28 protein-coding genes and 1 pseudogene are annotated in these 19,306 nt (G+C 70.3%); 20 read left to right on the top strand and 9 right to left on the bottom strand.

Going from position 1 to position 19,306, the window contains the following annotated elements:
* Nucleotides 1–46: 46 nt before the first annotated feature.
* Nucleotides 47–835, bottom strand: a complete 789-nt coding sequence (locus ACGFZQ_RS26530; RefSeq protein ID WP_351747033.1) for a response regulator transcription factor — start codon at nt 833–835, stop codon at nt 47–49.
* A 179-nt stretch (nt 836–1,014) separates the two neighbouring features.
* Here ACGFZQ_RS26530 and ACGFZQ_RS26525 point away from each other — a divergent pair, with 179 nt between their 5' ends.
* The 8 genes from ACGFZQ_RS26525 (at nt 1,015) to ACGFZQ_RS26490 (ending at nt 6,300) form a co-directional block, all read left to right on the top strand.
* On the top strand, nt 1,015–1,851 hold the full coding sequence (locus tag ACGFZQ_RS26525) for an alpha/beta hydrolase (protein WP_393842394.1): 837 nt from the start codon (nt 1,015–1,017) through the stop codon (nt 1,849–1,851).
* Between the two features lie 99 nt (nt 1,852–1,950).
* Nucleotides 1,951–2,205, top strand: a complete 255-nt coding sequence (locus ACGFZQ_RS26520) for a MoaD/ThiS family protein (RefSeq protein ID WP_351747028.1) — start codon at nt 1,951–1,953, stop codon at nt 2,203–2,205.
* A gap of 9 nt (nt 2,206–2,214) precedes the next feature.
* Nucleotides 2,215–3,399 (top strand): hypothetical protein, encoded by a 1,185-nt coding sequence (locus tag ACGFZQ_RS26515; protein WP_393842393.1) that lies wholly within the window; start codon nt 2,215–2,217, stop codon nt 3,397–3,399.
* A 139-nt stretch (nt 3,400–3,538) separates the two neighbouring features.
* Nucleotides 3,539–4,276 carry a DUF2993 domain-containing protein gene (locus tag ACGFZQ_RS26510; protein WP_393842392.1) on the top strand — a complete coding sequence of 246 codons (738 nt, stop codon included), beginning with the start codon at nt 3,539–3,541 and terminating at the stop codon, nt 4,274–4,276.
* Nucleotides 4,277–4,489: 213 nt separating this feature from the next.
* A complete protein-coding gene (locus ACGFZQ_RS26505; protein WP_350751515.1) occupies nt 4,490–4,570 on the top strand; it encodes an Ms5788A family Cys-rich leader peptide in 81 nt (26 codons plus the stop codon).
* A gap of 121 nt (nt 4,571–4,691) precedes the next feature.
* Complete coding sequence (locus ACGFZQ_RS26500; RefSeq protein WP_351747020.1) at nt 4,692–5,531, top strand: sulfurtransferase; 840 nt, start codon at nt 4,692–4,694, stop codon at nt 5,529–5,531.
* Between the two features lie 63 nt (nt 5,532–5,594).
* Nucleotides 5,595–5,882, top strand: coding sequence for a DUF1416 domain-containing protein (locus ACGFZQ_RS26495; RefSeq protein ID WP_351708937.1), 288 nt, complete (start codon nt 5,595–5,597; stop codon nt 5,880–5,882).
* 154 nt (nt 5,883–6,036) lie between these two features.
* Complete coding sequence (locus ACGFZQ_RS26490) at nt 6,037–6,300, top strand: DUF3099 domain-containing protein (RefSeq protein ID WP_351747018.1); 264 nt, start codon at nt 6,037–6,039, stop codon at nt 6,298–6,300.
* 17 nt (nt 6,301–6,317) lie between these two features.
* Here ACGFZQ_RS26490 and ACGFZQ_RS26485 read toward each other — a convergent pair whose 3' ends face one another.
* The gene (locus ACGFZQ_RS26485; RefSeq protein WP_393842391.1) at nt 6,318–7,163 is read right to left on the bottom strand and encodes an SDR family oxidoreductase; all 846 of its coding nucleotides are present in this window, start codon (nt 7,161–7,163) and stop codon (nt 6,318–6,320) included.
* A gap of 107 nt (nt 7,164–7,270) precedes the next feature.
* Here ACGFZQ_RS26485 and ACGFZQ_RS26480 point away from each other — a divergent pair, with 107 nt between their 5' ends.
* The gene (locus tag ACGFZQ_RS26480) at nt 7,271–7,672 is read left to right on the top strand and encodes a helix-turn-helix domain-containing protein (protein WP_351747012.1); all 402 of its coding nucleotides are present in this window, start codon (nt 7,271–7,273) and stop codon (nt 7,670–7,672) included.
* A gap of 23 nt (nt 7,673–7,695) precedes the next feature.
* Here ACGFZQ_RS26480 and ACGFZQ_RS26475 read toward each other — a convergent pair whose 3' ends face one another.
* Both ACGFZQ_RS26475 and ACGFZQ_RS26470 read right to left on the bottom strand, forming a co-directional pair.
* The gene (locus ACGFZQ_RS26475; RefSeq protein ID WP_046732507.1) at nt 7,696–8,058 is read right to left on the bottom strand and encodes a DsrE family protein; all 363 of its coding nucleotides are present in this window, start codon (nt 8,056–8,058) and stop codon (nt 7,696–7,698) included.
* Nucleotides 8,059–8,081: 23 nt separating this feature from the next.
* On the bottom strand, nt 8,082–8,456 hold the full coding sequence (locus ACGFZQ_RS26470; protein WP_393842390.1) for a hypothetical protein: 375 nt from the start codon (nt 8,454–8,456) through the stop codon (nt 8,082–8,084).
* A gap of 176 nt (nt 8,457–8,632) precedes the next feature.
* Between ACGFZQ_RS26470 and ACGFZQ_RS26465 the strand changes: the two genes are divergently transcribed.
* Together ACGFZQ_RS26465 and ACGFZQ_RS26460 are read left to right on the top strand one after the other, a co-directional pair.
* Entirely contained in the window at nt 8,633–9,475 is an 843-nt protein-coding gene (locus tag ACGFZQ_RS26465) for a helix-turn-helix domain-containing protein (RefSeq protein ID WP_393842389.1), read from the top strand.
* Complete coding sequence (locus ACGFZQ_RS26460; protein ID WP_393842388.1) at nt 9,457–9,654, top strand: DUF397 domain-containing protein; 198 nt, start codon at nt 9,457–9,459, stop codon at nt 9,652–9,654. The genes ACGFZQ_RS26465 and ACGFZQ_RS26460 overlap by 19 nt, the downstream gene beginning before the upstream one ends.
* On the opposite strand, the gene ACGFZQ_RS26455 is transcribed toward ACGFZQ_RS26460, so the two are convergent.
* Nucleotides 9,644–10,192 (bottom strand): TetR/AcrR family transcriptional regulator, encoded by a 549-nt coding sequence (locus tag ACGFZQ_RS26455; RefSeq protein WP_393842387.1) that lies wholly within the window; start codon nt 10,190–10,192, stop codon nt 9,644–9,646. The two genes, ACGFZQ_RS26460 and ACGFZQ_RS26455, sit on opposite strands and share 11 nt — an antisense overlap.
* Before the next feature lie 126 nt (nt 10,193–10,318).
* Here ACGFZQ_RS26455 and ACGFZQ_RS26450 point away from each other — a divergent pair, with 126 nt between their 5' ends.
* Nucleotides 10,319–11,059, top strand: coding sequence for an SDR family oxidoreductase (locus tag ACGFZQ_RS26450; RefSeq protein ID WP_393842386.1), 741 nt, complete (start codon nt 10,319–10,321; stop codon nt 11,057–11,059).
* 63 nt (nt 11,060–11,122) lie between these two features.
* Here the strand turns inward: ACGFZQ_RS26450 and ACGFZQ_RS26445 are convergent, their stop codons facing one another.
* The 3 genes from ACGFZQ_RS26445 to ACGFZQ_RS26435 all read right to left on the bottom strand — a co-directional run bounded on the left by ACGFZQ_RS26445 (nt 11,123) and on the right by ACGFZQ_RS26435 (nt 12,670).
* Complete coding sequence (locus ACGFZQ_RS26445) at nt 11,123–11,500, bottom strand: toxin Doc (RefSeq protein WP_393842385.1); 378 nt, start codon at nt 11,498–11,500, stop codon at nt 11,123–11,125.
* A 3-nt stretch (nt 11,501–11,503) separates the two neighbouring features.
* Nucleotides 11,504–11,752, bottom strand: coding sequence for an antitoxin MazE7 (locus ACGFZQ_RS26440; RefSeq protein ID WP_393842384.1), 249 nt, complete (start codon nt 11,750–11,752; stop codon nt 11,504–11,506).
* A 63-nt stretch (nt 11,753–11,815) separates the two neighbouring features.
* The gene (locus tag ACGFZQ_RS26435) at nt 11,816–12,670 is read right to left on the bottom strand and encodes a LysR substrate-binding domain-containing protein (RefSeq protein ID WP_393842455.1); all 855 of its coding nucleotides are present in this window, start codon (nt 12,668–12,670) and stop codon (nt 11,816–11,818) included.
* A gap of 115 nt (nt 12,671–12,785) precedes the next feature.
* Between ACGFZQ_RS26435 and ACGFZQ_RS26430 the strand changes: the two genes are divergently transcribed.
* The 6 genes and pseudogenes from ACGFZQ_RS26430 to ACGFZQ_RS26405 all read left to right on the top strand — a co-directional run bounded on the left by ACGFZQ_RS26430 (nt 12,786) and on the right by ACGFZQ_RS26405 (nt 16,430).
* Nucleotides 12,786–13,271, top strand: coding sequence for a cupin domain-containing protein (locus ACGFZQ_RS26430; RefSeq protein WP_393842383.1), 486 nt, complete (start codon nt 12,786–12,788; stop codon nt 13,269–13,271).
* Nucleotides 13,268–13,628 (top strand): annotated as a pseudogene (locus ACGFZQ_RS26425) (DoxX family protein). Before ACGFZQ_RS26430 ends, ACGFZQ_RS26425 begins: the two are co-directional and overlap by 4 nt.
* Before the next feature lie 275 nt (nt 13,629–13,903).
* A complete protein-coding gene (locus ACGFZQ_RS26420; RefSeq protein WP_393842382.1) occupies nt 13,904–14,164 on the top strand; it encodes a hypothetical protein in 261 nt (86 codons plus the stop codon).
* Between the two features lie 223 nt (nt 14,165–14,387).
* A complete protein-coding gene (locus ACGFZQ_RS26415; protein WP_362561570.1) occupies nt 14,388–14,963 on the top strand; it encodes an FABP family protein in 576 nt (191 codons plus the stop codon).
* A gap of 29 nt (nt 14,964–14,992) precedes the next feature.
* Nucleotides 14,993–15,454 carry a Fur family transcriptional regulator gene (locus tag ACGFZQ_RS26410; protein WP_351746990.1) on the top strand — a complete coding sequence of 154 codons (462 nt, stop codon included), beginning with the start codon at nt 14,993–14,995 and terminating at the stop codon, nt 15,452–15,454.
* Nucleotides 15,455–15,464: 10 nt separating this feature from the next.
* Complete coding sequence (locus ACGFZQ_RS26405) at nt 15,465–16,430, top strand: YgfZ/GcvT domain-containing protein (RefSeq protein WP_393842381.1); 966 nt, start codon at nt 15,465–15,467, stop codon at nt 16,428–16,430.
* Between the two features lie 219 nt (nt 16,431–16,649).
* On the opposite strand, the gene dtd is transcribed toward ACGFZQ_RS26405, so the two are convergent.
* On the bottom strand, nt 16,650–17,075 hold the full coding sequence (dtd, locus tag ACGFZQ_RS26400; protein ID WP_390864653.1) for a D-aminoacyl-tRNA deacylase: 426 nt from the start codon (nt 17,073–17,075) through the stop codon (nt 16,650–16,652).
* 158 nt (nt 17,076–17,233) lie between these two features.
* Between dtd and ACGFZQ_RS26395 the strand changes: the two genes are divergently transcribed.
* Both ACGFZQ_RS26395 and ACGFZQ_RS26390 read left to right on the top strand, forming a co-directional pair.
* Complete coding sequence (locus ACGFZQ_RS26395) at nt 17,234–17,824, top strand: aerial mycelium formation protein (protein WP_382534918.1); 591 nt, start codon at nt 17,234–17,236, stop codon at nt 17,822–17,824.
* A gap of 91 nt (nt 17,825–17,915) precedes the next feature.
* Nucleotides 17,916–19,160: a GNAT family N-acetyltransferase gene (locus ACGFZQ_RS26390; RefSeq protein WP_393842380.1), complete on the top strand. Its 1,245-nt coding sequence runs from the start codon at nt 17,916–17,918 to the stop codon at nt 19,158–19,160.
* Nucleotides 19,161–19,306: the final 146 nt, after the last annotated feature.

Here is a 19,306-nt window from a genome sequence, read left to right as displayed (position 1 = left end):
AGCAATGCCCTGTCCGGGCGACGGCCATGCCTCGCCCGGACCACCACTACGCCTCCGTCGGTACCTCGACCGCGTCCAGGGCCGCCGAAGCGTCCGCATCCTCCGGCTTTGGACCCTCCGCCCGGGCCCTCGCCTCGTCGCTGACCCGCTCGCCCCGCTCGCCCTTCTCGGGGGTAACGAATCGGTAACCGACGTTCCGGACGGTTCCGATCAAGGACTCGTGCTCCACGCCGAGCTTGGCGCGCAGCCGTCGTACGTGTACGTCGACGGTCCGGGTGCCGCCGAAGTAGTCGTACCCCCAGACCTCCTGGAGCAGCTGTGCACGAGTGAACACCCGGCCGGGGTGCTGGGCCAGGTACTTCAGGAGCTCGAACTCCTTGAAGGTGAGGTCGAGGACCCGTCCCTTGAGTTTGGCGCTGTACGTCGCCTCGTCCACCGAGAGGTCGCCGTTGCGGATCTCCATGGGTGAGTCGTCGTTGACGATCTGCTGGCGGCCCATGGCGAGCCGCAGCCGGGCCTCGACCTCGGCCGGGCCGGCGGTGTCGAGGAGTACGTCGTCGATGCCCCAGTCGGCGGTGACGGCGGCGAGGCCGCCCTCGGTGACGACCAGGATCAGCGGACAGCCGGGGCCGGTCGACCGCAGCAGCTGGCAGAGGCTGCGCACCTGCGGGAGGTCGCGGCGGCCGTCGATGAGGATGACGTCGGCGCCCGGGGTGTCGACGAGGGCGGGGCCCTCGGCCGGGGCGACCCGCACGTTGTGCAGAAGCAGCCCGAGGGCCGGCAGCACCTCCGTCGAAGGCTGGAGGGCGTTGGTCAGGAGCAGCAGAGAACTCATATGTCTGGTTCCTCCTCGGTCCCTGCGAGGACTGTGTGCAATGACACTGCGCTGCGCTCCCGAGCCTCCGTATATCCGCGGTCACCTGGAGTTTCCCGCTTCGTATACAGAGCTTCCGAAAGCACAAAAGGACCCGGTGGCGGCGCTGCCCGAGTCCTCTGCCCAGCAGAATAGCCCACATGAGCATCGGTCCGGCAGGTCGTGTGGCACGTTCCATCGTTCGTCCGACATATGAGACGAGCAGAAACGCCTCTATGCGGACGTTTCTGCGCACGGACGACGGGGTTTCCATCGATTCCGTATACGATCCCGCCTCCGTCGTATACGACGGCTCCCGGTCACCTTCCCGTGACCTGGTGTTCGTCCTGGCCCACGGCTTCACCGGCGACGTGGACCGGCCGCATGTACGACGGGTGGTCGCCGCTCTGACGGATTACGCCCCGGTGGTCAGCTTCTCCTTCCGAGGCCACGGCCGCTCCGGCGGGCGCACCACCGTCGGTGACCGCGAGGTCCTCGACCTGGCGGCGGCGGTGCGCTGGGCGCGCCGCTTCGGGCACAGCCGCGTGGTGACCGTCGGCTTCTCGATGGGCGGCTCGGTGGTGCTGCGGCACGCGGCGCTGAACGCCGGGGTGGACGCCGTGGTCTCGGTGTCGTCCCCCGCCCGCTGGTACTACCGGGGCACCGCCCCCATGCGGCGCGTCCACTGGCTGGTCACCAGACCGGAGGGCCGACTGGTCGGCCGCTACGGCTTCCGCACCCGTATCCACCACCGCGACTGGAACCCGGTGCCGCTGTCCCCGGTGGAGGCGGTGCCGAAGATCGCCCCCACCCCGCTGCTGATCGTGCACGGCGACAGCGACGGCTACTTCCCGGTCGACCACCCCCGGATGCTCGCGGACGCCGCCGGCGGCGCGGCCGAGCTCTGGCTGGAGCCCGGCATGGGCCACGCCGAACACGCCGCGGACGACCGGCTGCTGGCCAGGATCGGCGACTGGGCGGCTTCCCGGGCGGGCTAGCCTGAGCCTGTACAACAGCCACACAGGTACACAGCCACACACAGTTACACAGTTACACAGCCGACCGAATTGTTCTTGCTGAGTCTCTTGAGGAACCTGATGCCCAAGGTCACGGTGCGCTACTGGGCCGCCGCGAAGGCCGCGGCCGGGATCGCCGAGGAGCCGTACGACGCGGACACCCTCGCCGAGGCGCTGGACGCGGTGCGTGCGCGACACCCCGGGGAACTCGCGCGCGTCCTGCGGCGATGCTCCTTCCTCGTCGACGGTGACCCCGCGGGGACGCGCGAGCATGAGACGGTACGGCTGGCCGAGGGCGGCACGGTCGAGGTGCTCCCGCCGTTCGCAGGAGGGTGAGCGAGACCGATGACCAACCAGCCGTACGAGGACTACGACCCGTACCAGCAGCCCCCCGCCCAGCCCCAGTGGGGGTACGAGGAGCAGCAGTACGCCACCCAGCAGTGGCAGGGGCAGACCTGGGAGACGCAGACGCACGCGCCGGTGCAGGCGGCACAGCCGCAGGCCCCGGCGGCGGAGACGGCGTACATGCCCCAGCAGACGTACGCACCGGCACAGCAGCAGGCACAGCAGCCGCATCCGCACGCAGAGCAGGCGCACGCACAGCAGCAGCCGGCCTACACACAGCATCCGCAGCACCCGCAGCAGGCACCGCAGCCGCAGCAGGCATCGCAGTCGGCGCACACGCCCCCGACGCCGGCGCCCGCGCCCGGCTCCGGACCCGCTGAGCCCGGCTCCGGCTCCGGTTCGGGCTACGGTCCCGCGACCCTCGCCGGCAACGCGCGCATCACCGACGCGCAGCGGGCCCGCCTGGAGGGCCGCTCGCCGATCATCGAGCCGGGGATGCAGCCGGCGCTGCTGACGGGCCTGCTGGGCCTGCTGCTGGCGGTGGCGGCCCCGATCTCCTCGTACGCCCTGGTGGTGCCCCTGGTGATCCTCCAGGCGGTGACGGCGGCGGGCTGGTTCCGGCTGAACGGCATGTGGCCGGCCCGCCAGGGCATCGCCCTCGCCTTCCTGGGCGCGCTGGCGGCGGACGGCGCGGTACTGGTGGCGGGCCGCGACCAGGCCCCGGCGGCGATCCTCGGCCCGCTGGGCATCTGGGTCCTGCTCTCCCTGGTCCTCCAGCTCCGCTCGCACGCGGACCCGGACACCCGTATGTACGGACTGATGGCCACGGTCGCCGCCTCCGCGCTGGCGATCATCGCGACGGGCTTCCTGGGCGCGGACCCGGACGCGGCGTCGGTGGGCGCGGCGGCGGTCGCGGTGGCGGTGGTGGCGCGGGCGCTGCCGCTGCCGACGGTGGCGTCGGTGATCGTGTCGGTGCTGGCCGCGGCCGGGGCGGGCATCGCGGTGGGCGGCATGACCGGCGTGGGCACCAAGGGCGCGCTGATCGGAGCGGGGGCCGCGGTGTGCGCGCTGGCCGGGCACCGGGCGGCGAGCTACGACTACCCGTCGAAGTTCGTCCACTTCACGGCGGGCGTGGCGCTGCCGCTGGCCGCGGCGGCACCGGCGGTGTGGATTCTGGGGCGCTGATCGCGGCGGCCCGTCAAGGGCGCGGGCCCGCCCGCACTGTCACAGGTGGTCGACAATCTCCGGTGGGATCGCTCCCACGGGGCTAGCGTGAGATCACCGACGTGCACAGCCGACTCGCCGACCCGGGGGACCCCATCACATGCGCGCCCTGCGAATATTCCTGATCGTCGTCGTCATCCTCGGAGTGCTCTTCGTGGTCGTCGACCGCGTCGCCGTGCACTTCGCCGAGGGCGAGGCGGCCGGCAAGCTGAAGACGACGGAGGGCCTCGCGAGCACCCCGGACGTCTCCATCAAGGGCTTCCCGTTCCTCACCCAGGTCGCCGGCGGCACGCTGGACGACGTGGAGGTCGGCATCCAGGACTACGACGCCACCACCGGCACGGCCGGCAAGACGATCCGTATCGAGGACCTGAAGGCCGACATGAAGGGCGTCACCTTCACCGGCGACTACAGCTCCGCCACCGCGCAGACCGCCACGGGCACCGCGCTCATCTCCTACAGCGAGCTGCTGAAGAACGCGGACGCGCAGCCCACCGACCTCGGCCTCGGCTTCACCGGCAAGGTGATCGGTCTCGCCGACGGCGGCAACGGCAAGATCAAGGTGACCCTCGACGTCACCGTCCCCGGTGTGGACGCCCATCAGAAGGTGACCGTCCTCAGCACGGTCACCGTCAAGAACAACACGGTGCAGGTGCACGCCGACAACCTGCCCAAGCTCGCCGGAGTCAGCCTCGTCGAGGACCGGTTCCGGCAGGCCTCCGACTTCCAGCAGGCGATCAGCCAGCTTCCCGGCGGCATACAGCTGGACAAGGTGCAGGCGGCGGCGGACGGTGTGGAGATCGGGGTGAAGGGTTCGAACGTCCGGCTGGCCGGGTAGAAGGGGCCACGGCGGCGGCCGACACGACAGACGCAAGCCGTCCATCTGTCGAGACGGCGGTGTCCGTACCGTAGATATGACAACGGACGGGGCGGGGCGGCTGCCGCGCGATCACGCCCCGAGCCCCCCACCCGTCCCATAATCCGGACGATCGCGTCTCATCATGCGACATGCCGGTGACATGCCCGGTCATCCGTCCCTACGATCGAGCCCATGAAGCGTCAGGCGGATCTCACGAAGCGGCGGGCAGTCGACCTGTGCCGCGTCGCCGCCATGCTCTGTCGCCCCTTCTGACGGTGGAGGCCCCTGCCTCCGCATCCCCCCAGCCCTCCCACGCCGAGGGCATCCGTGCGCGTCTGCGCGCACCCACCCGCACTCGCACGCCCCGCCGCAACTGCCCCGGAGGAGAAAGAGCATGAGCCGCAGCGACGTCCTGGTCGACGCCGACTGGGTCCAGGACAACCTGGACAACCCCGAGATCGCGATCGTGGAGGTGGACGAGGACACGTCCGCCTACGAGAAGAACCACATCCGAGGCGCGATCCGCATCGACTGGACCAAGGACCTTCAGGACCCGGTCCGCCGCGACTTCATCGACCAGGAGGGCTTCGAGAAGCTCCTGTCGGCGAAGGGCATCGCCAACGACACGCTGGTGATCCTGTACGGCGGCAACAACAACTGGTTCGCGTCCTACGCCTACTGGTACTTCAAGCTCTACGGCCACGACAACGTCAAGCTCCTCGACGGCGGCCGCAAGAAGTGGGAGCTGGACGCCCGCGAGCTGGTCGAGGAGGTCCCGGAGCGTACCGAGACCACCTACTCGGCCAAGCCGCAGAACAAGGCGATCCGCGCCTTCCGCGACGACGTCGTGGCGGCCATCGGCTCGCAGAACCTCGTCGACGTCCGTTCCCCCGACGAGTTCTCCGGCAAGCTGCTCGCCCCGGCGCACCTGCCGCAGGAGCAGTCGCAGCGTCCGGGCCACGTCCCGTCCGCCCGCAACATCCCGTGGTCGAAGAACGCCAACGACGACGGCACCTTCAAGTCGGACGACGAGCTCAAGGAGCTCTACGCAGAGGAGCAGGTGGACCTCGCCAAGGACACCATCGCCTACTGCCGTATCGGTGAGCGCTCGGCCCTGACCTGGTTCGTCCTGCACGAGCTCCTCGGTGTCGAGAACGTCAAGAACTACGACGGCTCCTGGACCGAGTACGGCAGCCTCGTCGGCGTCCCGATCGAGCTCGGCGCCAACAAGTAGGACCCCGCAGGACCCCTGGCAAGTCCCCAGACCGACCTTTCAAGACCTCAACAGGAGTACGACATGTGTGGAGCGAAGGCCGGCGGCCCGGACAGCTCGACGATCAAGCCCGGTGAGACCACGATCCAGGGTCAGGTGACCCGCGACGGCGAGCCGGTGACGGGCTACGTCCGCCTCCTGGACTCGACCGGCGAGTTCACCGCGGAGGTGCCCACCTCCGCCACCGGACAGTTCCGCTTCTACGCGGCGGAGGGCACCTGGACCGTCCGAGCCCTCGTCCCCGGCGCCACCGCCGACCGCACGGTCGTCGCCCAGCAGGGCGGCCTGGCCGAGGTCGCGATCGCGGTCTGACCAGCTGAACGCAAGGGCCGCACCCCGGGTCGAGGACCCGAGGCGCGGCCCTTCGCCGTATCCGGCCCTTGGACCTACCCTTTGCGTCGGCCTCCGGCCGTCGATCCCGCGGTGGGGCCGTGCTCAACCTTCGTGGCCGACCTACCCTTGACTCATGCTCGCCCGGCGTCGTCGCGTGTACTTCGTCATGATGGGGATCTGCATCGGTCTCTTCGTCCTGGCCTGGGGAGTCGTGCGCATCTGGTCCGTCCCCGCCGCCGTGGGGATGTGTGTGGTGGCCATGGTCATCCCGCCCGTCGCCGCGATGGTCGCGAACCGGCGGGGCCCCGACGACCGCTGGTGGGACGACCCCTCCGGTGACCCCAAGTCCGACGAGTGGTGGGACGAGCTGGACGGGAAGAAGCGCCCCCGGCAATGACAGCCGACGCGCCCGGCCTACCGGAACGCCTCGACGTTGCGCAGGGCCCACGCGGCGAAGGTCCGGGGCGGACGGCCGAGCACTCCCTCGATGTCCGGGCTGAGCCGCAGCTCGCCCGCGTTGGGCTCGCCGAGGACGGCCAGCGTCGTCTCCACCACCGGCTCCGGCATGAACGCGGCCATCCGGGCGTGCGCCGCGGCCCGGGTCAGCTCCACGAACCGCACCGGCTCACCGAGCGCCGCACCGATGGCCGCCGCCTGCTCCCGGGGCGTGACGGCCGCCGGACCGTTCAACTCGTAGACCCGGCCGGTGTGTTCGTCCTTGCGCAGGGCCACCGCGGCGACCTCCGCGAGGTCCGCCGGATCGACCACCGGGATCCCGACGTCACCGAACGGCGCGGCGACCGTCCGCTCGGCGCGTACCGACTCCGCCCAGGCGTAGGCGTTGGACGCGAAGCCGCCGGCCCGGAGGATCGTCCAGGCCAGGCCCGATCCGCGTACCGCGTCCTCGAGCGCCCGCATCGCTCCGCCGTGCGAGGGCGACTCCGGCCGGGTCGCCACGCCCTGCGAGGAGAGCAGCACCACCCGCGCCACCCCGGCATCCCTGGCCACCGCCAGCACGGCCGGTGCGTCGAGCCCGTGGCCGCCCGTGCCGCCGTCGTGCAGGAACAGCGCCTCCGCACCGTCTAGCGCCGGCCGAAGACTCTCCGGCTCGGCCAGGTCAGCCCGCACCTGTACGACTCCGTCCGGCAGGTCGACCGGGGCGATCCCCCGCGACACCGCCGTCACCCGTTCCCCGGCCGCCGCCAGGGCCGCCACCAGCGACCTGCCCACGTTCCCGGTCGCACCCGTCACCACGATCATGCTCAACTCCCGTATTTTCCGGTGGTCTTACGCGATGACAGCGACGCTAACAGCGCCGGTATAGTAGGTACCTAGAGGAAAGTGACTACCTCAGAGGGGTGTGGCTCATGACGACCGCGACGCGACGGCCCGCGCCCGACCCCCTGTCCGACCCCGAGCTGGCCTGCCCGGTCTCCCCGGTCGTGGACATCGTCTTCAGCCGGTGGACGACACCGATCCTCTGGTCCCTGCACACCTTCGGCCGCCAGCGGTTCGTCCAGCTGGAGCGCCGTATCAAGGGCATCACGCCGAAGGTGCTCACCCAGCGGCTGCGCCAGCTGGAGCGCGACGGCCTGGTGGTGCGGACCTACCACCCCGAGGTGCCGCCGCGCGTCGAGTACGAGATCAGCGACCTCGGCTCCACCCTCGCCCCGCTCTTCGCCCACCTCGCCGACTGGGCCGGCACCCACCTCGACGACGTCGAGACGGCCCGGCAGCGCTACGACGAGGCGGGATCCCCGCGCCCCTGAAGCGCGGTTCCACAAGCGCGGTCCTAGTAGACGAGCGCCTGCGTCCCCTCCGCCATCGCCTCCTGCACGAAGACCTGTGCACCCGCGATCCGGACGCCCTCGATGACGTCCTTCTCCGTGATGTCCCGGCGGGCCGCGCACTGCGTGCAGAGCGTGAGCGTGCCGCCCGCCAGGATCGAGTCGACCAGGTCCGGCAGCGGAGCGGCATGCGGCAACTCGAACTCGGCGGCCCGCCCCGGCAGCGCGAACCACGCGGACTCGCCGGTCAGCCACATCGACACCTCGACGCCGCTGGCGACGGCCACCGCCGCCACCGTGAACGCCTGCGAGCACCGCTCCGGGGCGTCCGCCCCGGCCGTCACCTTGATCACGAGCTTCTTCGCCATGCGTGCAGCGTAATCGGGCCGGGTCATGGCTGGTGCTCCGCGCGCAGGTGCTGGCGCAGCAGCACGTTCGCGTCGGTGGCCGCGCTGTGGTCGTACGCGACCAGCGCGGTCCCTCTTCGATCGCCGAGGTCCGCGCACGCGGCACAGCCGGGGACGGGCCGGGGTGGTCGGCTCAGGTCGTCGGGGGACGGCGGCACGGCCCAGGTACTTCGGTCGTTCGCCGCGCGCACGCCGGCACTGAGCCGCTCTCTGTCGGTAGCGGGGCGTAGCGTCGCCGGGTCGGCCTGCCACTCCCTGCCGCCGCCGACGGGACGCAGCATCGCGTACGGCCCCGACTGGTCCCGGTACTCGCCGACCTGGTCGGTGGCGGTGTCGTAGAACAGGGTTCCGGGCTCCATGGCATTTGCTCCTTTCGTCCAACATCTATACGAAATGCGTGAGTTGGACTACTCTGGGTATCGAGGCTGCTACGAGCATGGCCCGGAGGTGGCGTCGGCACGCCGATGGCGAGCGGTTCTTCCCCGTCTGGCGGCGCTAATTCCACAAATTCCATGGCGTACCAGGGAGGGGTGCGGTGCCGCAGAGGCGCGTGGTGACGGGGCGTAGTCAGGAGCCCAGGCAACGGTTCGCGGAGGAGTTGCGGCTGTTGAGGGCGGAGAAGGGGGTGAGCTTACGGGAGCTGGCCGAGCGGGCTGGCTGGGATCCGTCCCTCTTCGGGAAGATGGAGAACGGGCACACGCTGGGCGGGCCGGAGGTGGTCCAGGCGCTCGACCAGTACTACGGGACGCCGGGGCTGTTGCTCGCCCTGTGGGAGTTGGCGGTCGCGGATCCTACGCAGTTCCGGGAGCGGTATCGCCAGTACATGGTGCTGGAGGCGGGAGCGGTGAGTATGTGGCAGTACTCGCCGAGCGTCCTTCCTGGTCTCTTGCAAACGCCCGAGTACGCGCGGGAGTTGCTCCGTCGGGGTGGGCTCACCGGCGACGAGCTTGGGGCGCAGGTTGAAGCACGCGTTGGGCGACGAGAGGTGCTTCTGGGGGAAGACCCGCTGCAACTTCGCGCCATCGTCTCCGAGTCGGTGTTGCGTACGCCCCTCCGGAATCCCGGTGAATGGCGTGGACAGCTGGAGTACCTCGACATGATGGCGCGAGGCCACAACGTGACCGTTCAGGTGCTGCTGTTGTCGGCCGGCCTCCACGCCCTCACCAACACGGACACCATCTTTCTCCGAGGTGTTGATGGCCAGACGGTGGCGTGGGTCGAGACCGGCTATTCCGGCGAACTAGTGCAAGAAACAGCCACCGTCGAACGCCTCCTGCTCCGATACGATCGGGTACGTGATTTGGCCCTATCCCCGGACGAATCACGGCAGTTCATCGAGCGGATGCTGGAGGAAGCGCCATGCGAGCCATCGACCTGAGCGACGTCACCTGGCGCAAGAGCAGCTACAGCAACCAGGACGGCGGCGCCTGCCTCGAAGTCGCCGCCGACATCCCCTCCCTCGTGCCCGTCCGTGACAGCAAGGCTCCCGATCGCGGAGCCCTCCTCTTCGGGGCCTCCGCCTGGGCGGCCTTCGTCGACGGAGTCGTCAAGCGCTGACCCTCAGGCCGTCCAGCGTGAGGTCGAGCAGGCGCTCGGCGCGGTCCCGTTGTTCGGGCCTCGCCGAGGTGAGGGCGATGCCCTCGAGGGCCGTGGCCAGGTCGGCGGGGCTGATGTCCGTGCGGATCGCGCCCGCGGCCACGCAGGGGTCCATCAGTGCGGTGATGGCGGCCCGGATCATGTCCCGGCTCTGGCCGTAGGGGCTGTTTCCCGTCGCGGCGATGGCACGCAGGGCGTCGATCATGCCGTATTTCGTGGTGACGTAGTCCAGGAAGAGACGGGTCCAGGCGTGCAGGGCCGCGTAGGGCGGCTGCGCCGCCAGCAGGCCGGGGACGGCGTCGCAGAGCTGGGCCACCTCGTTGCGGTAGACGGCCTCGATCAGGGCCTCCCGGGTGGCGAAGTTGCGGTAGAGGGTCGCGCTGCCCACGCCCGCCTCCTTGGCGATGCGCTCCAGGTGCACGTCCAGGCCCTCGTCGGCGAACATCCGCACCGCGGCCGCGAGGATCTTGTCTCTGTTGCGCTGTGCGTCAGCCCGCACCGAAATCTCCTTCGACTTGCTAAGTGGGGGCGTGTCCACTTAGCGTTGAGGTAAGTGGTGGCGCCTCCACTTTCATCGTAGGCCATGCTCTGGCCTGCGCACATCCCCCTTGGAAGGGTGTTGATCATGTCATCAGGGATCGAGGGCAGGGTCGTGGCGATCACGGGTGCCAGCAGCGGCATCGGCGCGGCGACGGCGGCCTACCTCGCCGAGAAGGGCGCACGGCTCGTGCTCGGGGCCCGGCGGGAGGACCGGCTGGCCGCGGTGGTGGAGGAGATCACGGCGAAGGGAGGCTCGGCCGTCGGGGTCGTCGTCGACGTGACACGCCGTGCGGACCTGGGGCGGCTGACGGACACGGCGGTCGACCGGTTCGGGCGCCTGGACGTCCTGGTCTCCAACGCCGGCACGATGGGGGTGTCGCCGTTCGACGAACTGCGTCAGGACGACTGGGACGCGATGGTCGCGACCCACATCACCGGCCTGCTGAACGGTATCGGGGCGGCGCTCCCGGTCTTCCGGCGGCAGCGCGCCGGCCAGTTCGTCAACGTCGCCTCCACCGCGGCCTACGTCGTGAAATCCCCGATGGGTGTCTACGCGGCCACCAAGACGGCGGTGAAGGTGCTGACGGAGGGGCTGCGGCAGGAGTCGGGGCCCGACCTGCGGGTCACCCTGGTCTCGCCCGGGTTCACCGACACCGAGGGGGTGGGCAAGGGAGGGAGTCCCGAGGTGGCGGCAGCGCTGGCCCGGCAGCGCGACGAGATCGCCATGCCGCCCTCCGCCGTCGCGTCCGCGATCGGTTACGCGATCGGGCAGCCCGCCGGTGTCGACATCAGCGAGATCGTCGTCCGGCCCACCGCGCAGGCCTGACGCCCGAGGGCGCCTGGCCGGTACGTGCTTCAGGGTGCCACTGGTCGCCTTGCCGTCGGCTGATCAGGTCGCTCGCCAGGATCGGAGCCGCTCGGCGATGCTGTACGAATCAAGTCGTAGCGCGCGAATGTCATGGATGAGGTCGCGCCACAGTTCGAACTTCGTCTCCACGTGTTTCCCGGAGGCTTCCAGGTAGGCGACGGCGACACCGTATCCGAACAGCTCGTTGCGGGCGGGAAGCGGGCGCAGCAGAACGATCTCTTCGAGAAATGTCGCGGCCCGCCAGTACGCATCCGGGTCGGAGTGGTCGAGATGTGGGGTGTTGACACGGTGGCGAGCCGTCATGCCGACGAGGACGGAGAGGTCGTTGACGGTGAGGTCGCGGCGGAGGATGTCTTCCTGGCGATCCAGGAACCACCGGTGGTCGACGTGCAGTTCCAAGGGTCAGGCCACCCGTCCGGTGCCTTCGGTGACGGGCGGGAGCCCGCCGAACTCGGCGTCGAAGGCCTCCTGGACGCCGGGTTCGCTGATCACGCGGCGGAAGGCGGCGGTCGCCGTGGTGAGGGCTCGTTCACGCTGGTGCTCCACAGCCAACCGGGCGAGGTACTCCTTGATGGAGAGCCCCTGTGCGTCTGCCAGCTCTCGCAGTATGTCCCTGGTGGCCTCGTCGATCTTGACTGTGGTATCGGCCATGCAGCGAGTATGCCGCACGGTATACCGCTCTGGCCACCGTCACTTACGCCGAGACCGGCGCCCTCACGCGGTGCGGTACGCGGCGGTCGCTGTCCGGACGAATGAGTGGAGCAGAGGGCTCGTGTCGCCCTCCCGCCACGCCACCACCACCCGGCTCGGCCGCATGTCCGCGACCGGTACCGTCACGAGCCCGGCGCCCGGCTCGTGGTCGGTCGTCGTCATGCCCACCGTGCCGTTCCACAGCACCGCCTGCCGGCATTCCTGGATCGCCCGCACCACCGGCCCCTCCCGCACCGCCCCGCCGTTCCAGTACGACTGCCAGCGGCCGTCCGTGCCCGCCGGGAACCGGAACCACTGCCGGTCGGCGAGGTCGGCCAGCGTCAGGCTCTTTCGGCGGGCCAGCGGATCGTCGGCGCGCAGCAGCGCACCCACCGGGTCGGCCCGCAACTCCCTTACCACCAGGCCGGTTTCGTCGAAGGGCGCGCGGGTCAGGGCGATGTCGACGAGCCCGGCGTGCAGCCCGCAGGTGGGGTCGGTGAGGTCGGTCTCGCGGATGCGGATCTCGACGCCGGGGTGGCGTTCGCGGTAGGCGCGGGCCAGCCGGCGCACGCCGGGATCCGTGCTGTCGCCGAGGAGGCCGACGGTGAGGGTGGTGGCACCCGCCGCCGTGGCGACCCGTACGCGCAGCCGGTCGGCCCGGTCGAGAAGCGCCCGTGCCTCGTCGAGGAGCACGGCTCCGACGGGGGTGAGCGCGACACCGGCCGAGGACCGCTCGAAGAGCGCCGCGCCGATCTCGCCCTCCAGCCCCTTGATCGCCCGGCTCAGCGGGGGCTGGCTCATGTGGAGCCGTGCGGCGGCCCGGCCGAAGTGGAGTTCCTCGGCGACGGCCACGAAGTAGCGCAGCGTCCGCAGCTCGATCCGCTCCCTCCGCTCCCTCCGCTTCATCCCCTCCATACAGCCACGATACCGATCGGGTATCGAGGCGGCGGAACAGGTCTTGGACAGCCGTACGTCCCGGCCGTGGAATCGAGACATGACGACCCACGACCACCCCCACGACCACCACGATGAGCCCGCCGTATCCGTCGTCGGCCCGGACGACGGCGAGGTGCTCGTCCTCGGCACCACCCGGATGCGTGTCCTGGAGGACGGCCGTACCACCGGCCACCGGCTCGGCATCGCCGAGTCCGTGCTCGCGCCGCACACCCCCGGCCCGCCGCAGCACCGGCACGCCGGGCACGACGAGGGCTTCTCCGTCATCTCCGGATCCGTGCGGTTCACCGTCGGGGAGGACGACTACGACGCCACCGCGGGCACCCTGGTGATGGTGCCGCCTGGCGCCCCGCACACCTTCGCCAACGTCACCGACGCACCGGCGGTCATGCTCAGCACGTTCACGCCCGACCTGTACGTGCAGTACTTCCGGGAGCTGCGGGACCTGTTCGCGACCGGAGCGGCACCGACCGCGCGGGCGAACGTCGAGGTGATGAGCCGGTACGCCACCGAGCCCGCCTCATGAGCGTCGCGTACTGGACCGTCGCCGGTCTCCTCGCCCTCTTTTACCTCTACGCGGGCGGGCTGAAGGCCGTCCGGAGCCGGGAGCGGCTGCGGCCGATGATGGCGTGGGTGGACGGGATGCCGATGGCGGCCGTGCGGGCGATCGGGGCCGTCGAGCTGCTCGGTGTGCTCGGCCTGGTGCTCCCGCGTCTGACCGGTGTCGCGACCTGGCTGGCGGCCGCGGCCGCGGCCGGGTTCGTCGTCCTCCAGGTCGGCGCGCTCCGGGTGCACCTGAAGAGGGGGGGACCGTCAGGTCGCCCTCAACGTCACGGTGCTGCTCGCGGCGGCGGTGACCGGCTGGCTGGCGGCGGTGTCCTGATCGTGATTAATCGTTGTACAACTCAGTGAGTCGACCATGAGTCTCCTGTGGCGCGCGGATCAAGGAATCCGCGCTCCCGTTTTCACAGGGGGATCCATTGGACGCCTCAGAAACACCTCCAGAAACACCTCCGGGAAGACCGAGAAGACGCCACACCGGCGTGCTGATCGCCACCGCCGCCGTGCTCGGCGTCGTCGCCGGCACCTGCGTCGGCTACCTGCTACCTCCTCCAGTTCGGCACGGCGGCGGTCGCGGACGAACTCAGCCACCAGCTCATGACCTACTCGTCGCCGACCTTCGCACTGCGCGACGGCGACCAGTACGAACTCGACCAGAAGTTCCCGGACCCGGCCCGGATCGACGACGTCACCCTGGCGTCCTACGCGGAGCTCAGGCCGTACGGCGCCGAGCAGGTCCGGCAGGCCTACGTGACCAGCGGCGACACCGTCGGCGTGATCATCCAGTCCCGGAAGGGCGGCGCACTCGCCGTCCCCTACCAGCAGACGGTCACCCTGCAGGGCGAGCTGCTGGCCTGACCCCGCAGGGGCACACCTCGCCAAGAGCCCCGGGCCCCGGCCGCGTAAGCTGGGGCCCGGCTCTTTTACGTACGCCCACCCCCGCTCAAGGAGCACCCGTGGAGATCTTCTTCGAAACCCTGCTGGTCCTGGTCTGCGTCGGCGTCATCGCCTTCGCCGGACTGACCGTGAAGAAGCTTTACCAGGGCCAGCGCTGATCCCCACCGCCTAGGAAACCGCCGTCATGATCGAGATTCCGTCCGACCTGCACAAGGACCTGGTTCCGCTCGCCTTCCTGCTGGGCAAGTGGGCCGGCGCGGGCGTCCACGACTTCCCGGGCTCGGAGAAGTGCAACTTCGGCCAGGAGGCCACCTTCAGCCACGACGGGCGTGACTTCCTGGAGTACCACTCCCAGACCTGGGTGCTGGACAACGACGGGAACAAGGTCCGCCCGCTGGAGACCGAGCACGGCTTCTGGCGCATCGACGCCAACCGCAGGGTCGAGGTCACGATGACCCGCGACGACGGCGTGATCGAGATCTGGTACGGCGAGATGGCCGACAAGAAGCCCCAGATCGACCTGGTCACGGACGCCGTGGCCCGCACCGCCGCCTCCGCCCCGTACACCGGTGGCAAGCGCCTGTACGGCTACGTCAAGAGCGACCTGATGTGGGTGGGGGAGAAGCAGACCCCCGAGGTCGAGCTGCGCCCGTACATGTCCGCGCACCTGAAGAAGGTCGTCACCCCGGAGGAGGTCGAGCGCTGGGCCAAGGCCCTGCCCGCCGATATGCCGGACGACGGCATCGCTTTCTTCAAGTAGTTCCCGCAGAGTAGTTCTAGACTTTCGGTGTGGTGAGCACCGACTGGAAGAGCGACCTAAGGCAGCGCGGCTACCGGCTGACGCCGCAGCGGCAACTCGTGCTCGAAGCTGTGGACACCCTTGAGCACGCGACCCCCGACGACATCCTCGGTGAGGTGAGGAAGACCGCGTCGGGGGTCAACATCTCCACGGTCTACCGGACCCTGGAGCTCCTGGAGGAGCTGGGGCTGGTCAGCCATGCCCACCTCGGGCACGGTGCGCCGACCTACCACCTCGCCGACCGGCACCATCACATCCACTTGGTCTGCCGCGACTGCGAGAACGTGATCGAGGCGGATGTGGCGGTCGCCGCGGAATTCACCGCCAAGCTGCGGCGGGAGTTCGGCTTCGAGACCGACATGAAGCACTTCGCGATCTTCGGCCGCTGCCAGGACTGCGCGCGCAAGAGAGCCAAGGCCGCAGCCGTCCAGACTTCAATTACCGAGTCGTAGGCTTACTCATATGAAGAGTCCCCTGCTGACCCTGCCCGGCGCCGTCCCCGCCGAGGGCGTGGACGAAGGTGTCGCCGCCCACTACGGCGACCTGTTCCGCGAGCAGCGCGCCCTCGCCGACGGTGCCGGTTTCGTGGACCTCTCGCACCGCGGTGTCGTCACCGTGACCGGCGACGACCGGCTCGGCTGGCTGCACCTCCTGCTCACCCAGCACGTCAGCGAACTGCCCGTCGGCGAGGCCACCGAGGCGCTGGTCCTCTCCGCGCACGGCCACATCGAGCACGCGCTGTACCTGGTCGACGACGGCACGACGGTCTGGGCCCATGTGGAGCCCGGCACCGCGGAGGCGCTGATCGCCTACCTGGAGTCGATGAAGTTCTTCTACCGGGTGGAAGTCGCCGACCGGACGGGCGAGTTCGCGGTCGTGCACCTGCCGGCCGGCTCGATCGCCGAACCCCCGGACGGTGCCGTCGTACGCGAGACGCCGTACGGCCGTGATCTCTTCCTGCCCCGCGCGGACCTGGAGTCGTACGCGGAGAAGGCGGGCCCGGCGGCCGGCCTCCTCGCGTACGAGGCCCTCCGGGTGGAGCACCACCGGCCCCGCCTCGGCTTCGAGACCGACCACCGCACCATCCCGCACGAGCTGGGCTGGATCGGCAGCGCGGTGCATCTGCAGAAGGGCTGCTACCGGGGCCAGGAGACGGTGGCCCGGGTGCAGAACCTCGGCAAGCCGCCCCGCCGCCTGGTCTTCCTGCACCTGGACGGCAGTGACGTGCACCTGCCGCCGCACGGCACGGAGATCCGGCTGGCCGACGACGGCGAGGACGGCCGCAGGATCGGCGTCGTGACGACGTCGGCACGCCACCACGAACTGGGTCCGGTGGCCCTGGCGCTGGTCAAGCGCAACGTCCCGCTGGACGCCCGGCTGATCGCGGGGGAGACGGCCGCGGCACAGGAAGTGATCGTCGAACCGTAGGGAGCCGGGATTCCGGCTCTTCCCGGGATTCCGGCCTGCGGCCGCCCGGCCCGTCGAGGGGCTGCGTACCGAGTTCGAGCTGATCTCCTCCGCGGAGGCCACGGTGTCCATGTCATAGAGCAATCGCATCCCGTGATCCTCCGGGACTTCGGCAAGTCCCGTGCCAGGGCGCAGCTGCCTGAGCCAGGAATCCCCTCCCTTGACCTGAGGGAGGGGGATTCACATCTCCAGCAGAACGGTGAACGGTCCGTCGTTGGTCAGCGACACCCGCATCTGCGCCCCGAACCGCCCGGTGGCCACGGTCGCCCCCAGCGCCCGCAACTGCGCCACGACCTCCTCCACCAGCGGCTCGGCCACCTCGCCCGGCGCCGCCGCGTTCCACGTCGGCCGCCGCCCCTTGCGCGCATCGCCGTACAGCGTGAACTGGCTGATCACCAGCAACGGCGCGTCGATGTCACTGCACGACCGCTCCTCGGCCAGCATCCGGACCGACCAGAGTTTCCGGGCCAGTTGGGCCGCCTTCTCCTTGGTGTCGTCGTGGGTCACGCCCACGAGCACACACAGCCCCTCGCCCTCGATCGCGCCGACCGTCTCGCCGTCCACGACGACACTGGCGCCGTCCACCCGCTGAACCACAGCTCGCATGCGGACCATCATGCCCGGTGCCCCGGCGGCCCCCGCGGGGGGCCCACTATTGATCCTTAACCTCACATCTACGGCCGTTCGGGGGCACTCGGTCACATTGCGGCCACTTGGGGTGGCACCATGCTTCCACACGCCGGTCGAGGGGACGGTAGAGGCGTATGAGCACACCGAGTACCGGGCGACTGAGGACGCAGGGCGCGCAGAGCGCGAGCCTGCCCCGGCCGCCCGCACAACGCGGCGAGGGCATCGCACTGCCCGCGGAGCCGCCGGAGCACGACCTGGCCCGCCTGAGCCTGCCCGAACTGCGCGTCCTGCGCCGGGACGCGCAGCGCGACGAGGCCGACCTCAGCTACGTAAGACGGCTGCTCCAGGGCCGTATCGACATCCTGCGGGCGGAACTGGCCCGCCGCTCCCCGGCGGGTGCGGCCGCCGTCGTGGACCGCCTCCCGGAGATCCTGACCGACGCCCCGGCCCGCCACCGCTCCTCGGCCCGCCACGTCACCCTGGGCACCCCGCACAACGAGGAGTACGGCCGCCTGGCCGCCGACATGCTGGCAGAGGTCGAGCTGTCCGACCTGGCGGCCCGCACGGACCCGGAACTGACGACGGCGATGGGGAGGCTGGTCCGGTACGAGCAGGAGGTGTCGAGACGGCGGCAGCGACTGCAACGGACGGCCGACGACTCCAGCGGGGAGATCGCAAGGCGCTACCGGGAGGGCGAGGCCCAGGTCGACGATCTGCTGACGTAGGGCTGAGCGCCCCTCCGCTGGGGGCGGCCCCCGCGCACCCGCACCCGAAATTCGATCGGCACCACCCCGATCGAACACCTACCGTGCTGTCATGAACGACGCCGTCGAAGTCCGCACCGTCACCGAACCCGAGCTGGAGGACTGGCACCGGGCCCTGAGAACCGGCTTCCTGCACCCGCCCGCCCTCACGGCCGACCAACTCGACGCCCGCCGCAGGCAGTTCGTGCCGGGCAGGCTCCTCGGCGCCTTCGACGGCCCCCGCTGCGTGGCGACGTTCCGCTCCTTCGCCCAGGAACTGACCACCGTCGGCGGAGCGACCGTCCCCGCCGACGCCATCACCAACGTCACGGTCACCGCCACCCACCGCCGCCGCGGCCTGCTCACCCGGATGATGAGCCAGGACCTCGCCGCGGCGAAGGAGCGCGGAGACGTGGTCGCGACCCTGATCGCCGCCGAGTACCGGATCTACGGCCGTTACGGCTTCGGCCCGGCGACCACGATGACGGAGTGGACGGTCGACGTCACGCGGGCCGGCCTGGACCCGCGCTGGTCGCGCCCCGAGGACGGCGGGCGGATCGACCTCGTCGACGCCGACGACGTCTGCAAGCTCGGCCCCGAACTGCACGAACGCATCCGCCGCGCGCATCCCGGCGCGGTCAGCCGGGACTGGCTGTGGTGGCGGGCGAGCACCGGCAAGATCCGCTTCGGCACCGACTGGACCGAGCCGTTCTACGCGGTGTACCGGTCGGCGGACGGCGAGGTCGAGGGCATCGCGTCGTACCAGTCGGACGACAAATGGCAGGACAACCAGCCGCACAACACGGCCGAGGTGAACTGGCTGCTCGCCACCGGACCCGCGGCCGAGCGTGCCCTGTGGCACTACCTGTGCTCGATCGACTGGATCACCAGGGTGAAGAGCGGCTGGCGGTCGCCGGACGACCTGCTGCCGCACTACTTCCCGGACCCGCGCGCCGCGCGGATCACCAGGCAGGTGGACTGGCTGTGGGTGCGGATCCTGGACGTCGTACGGGCCCTGGAGGCGCGGACCTACGACGTGCAGGGGTCGCTGGTCCTTGAGGTGGTGGACCGGCAGGGGCTGGCCGGCGGGCGGTTCCGGCTGGACGCCTCCCCCGAAGGGGCGTCCTGCGTCCCGACCGCCGACGCCCCCGAACTCACTGTCGACATCGCCGAGTTGGCGAGCGTCTGGCTTGGCGACCAGTCCGTGGCGCGGCTGCACGCCCTCGGCCGGGTCCGGGAAACGCGAGTGGGCGCCGCCCGGAAGGCCGACGCCCTGCTGCGCACGTCCGGGCGCCCCTGGTGCCCGGACGTCTTCTGAGACGGTCTCCTTTCTTCCGGCGACGGTGCCTGAATCACCTTGTTCACTTGTTCAGCTGTGCTCATCCGTAGCGAGCCGTTCGAGCTGTTCGAGCTGTTCGAGCTGTGAAGTTGTGGCTGTGCGGATCTGCGGGTGTTCAGTTGTCG

It is taken from the genome of Streptomyces sp. NPDC048254 (assembly GCF_043201895.1).
Lineage (GTDB): Bacteria > Actinomycetota > Actinomycetes > Streptomycetales > Streptomycetaceae > Streptomyces.
Note: the sequence above shows the minus strand (reverse complement) of the source record. Positions and strands in the feature narration are given on the sequence as shown.